Source organism: Arthrobacter sp. TS-15, from assembly GCF_006964045.1.
GTDB lineage: Bacteria > Actinomycetota > Actinomycetes > Actinomycetales > Micrococcaceae > Arthrobacter.
Genome location: NZ_SDXQ01000150.1, coordinates 1 through 1,253 on the forward strand (window position 1 = coordinate 1; position 1,253 = coordinate 1,253).

Annotated in this window: 2 protein-coding genes; both read right to left on the reverse strand. The window is 71.1% G+C overall.

Features of this window, described 5'->3' with window-relative positions; translation table 11 throughout:
- Positions 1–147: 147 nt before the first annotated feature.
- On the reverse strand, positions 148–1,065 hold the full coding sequence (locus EU811_RS23435; RefSeq protein ID WP_238703561.1) for an ABC transporter ATP-binding protein: 918 nt from the start codon (positions 1,063–1,065) through the stop codon (positions 148–150).
- Between the two features lie 8 nt (positions 1,066–1,073).
- A partial coding sequence (locus EU811_RS23440) for an iron chelate uptake ABC transporter family permease subunit (RefSeq protein WP_142940614.1) occupies positions 1,074–1,253 on the reverse strand: 180 nt, incomplete at its 5' end.

Sequence of the window (1,253 nt, forward strand, 5' to 3'; positions counted from 1 at the left end):
GTACGGAAGGCCGCTGGGGCACACCCATCGCGGACGGCCACATGAACGACGCGGTCGCCGAGACCTGGCCCTGGGTCCTGCGCGGCGCGGCCGTCGCCTCGGCGCAGTACCTGGTGTGGAGGTCGCAGCGGTCCAGATAGCGGCGGTCTAGGTAGCCGTGCCCGAAGCGGCGGCGCCCGAGGCGGTGCCTTCCTGGGCCTTCCGGTCTGTGTGGGCCTTCTGGCCTTCCTGGGCCGGGACTTGGGCATCGCCGCCCCGCCACGGCGCGCCGGGCACCACCAGCGGCGACCCCGTCACCGGATCAGGCACGACCACGCACTCCAGCCCGAAGACCTCCCGTACGAGATCGGCCGTGACGATCTCCGACGGTGGTCCGGAGGCGACGATCTGCCCCTCCTTCATGGCGACGAGGTGGTCGGCGTAGCGGGCGGCCTGGTTGAGGTCGTGCAGGACGACGACGACCGTGCGGCCGCGGTCATGGTTCAACTGCCGTACCAGGTCAAGGACTTCCACCTGGTGCGCGATGTCGAGGTACGTCGTCGGCTCGTCCAGGAGCAGCAGTTCGGTCTCCTGCGCGAGCGCCATCGCGATCCAGACCCGCTGCCGCTGCCCGCCCGACAGCTCGTCCACGGGCCGCTCGGCCAGCGAGGCCACGTCCGTACGCTCCATCGCCTCGGTCACGGCCCGCTCGTCCGCCTCCGACCACTGCTGCCACCAGCTCTGGTGCGGCTGCCGGCCCCGCGAGACGAGGTCCGCGACGGTGATCGCCTCGGGTGCGACCGGCGTCTGCGGCAGCAGCCCGATCTGCTGGGCGATCCGCTTGGTGGGCAGCTTGGCGAGCGAGGTCCCGTCCAGGAGCACGGCCCCGCCCTTCGGCTTGAGCAGCCGCCCGAGCGCGCGCAAAGTGGTCGATTTGCCGCAGGCGTTGGGCCCGACGATAACCGTCACCCGCCCGTCCGGAATCGCGAGATCCAGCTCGCGCACCACCGTGCGGTCCTCGTACGCGAGCGTCAGCTCACGCGCCGACAGCCTGCTCATGCCCTGTCCCTCGTGCTCCTTGGCCATGCCCTGCCTCACGCCTTGCCCCCAGAACGGACGGTACGGCTCCGGACGATGAGCCAGATCAGATACGGCGCCCCCACGGCCGCCGTGAACACCCCGACCGGCACCTCGGTCGGCGAGAACAGCTTCCGCCCCAGCAGATCGGCCAGTACGACGATGACGGCACCCAGGAGCGCCGAGCCCACGAGACT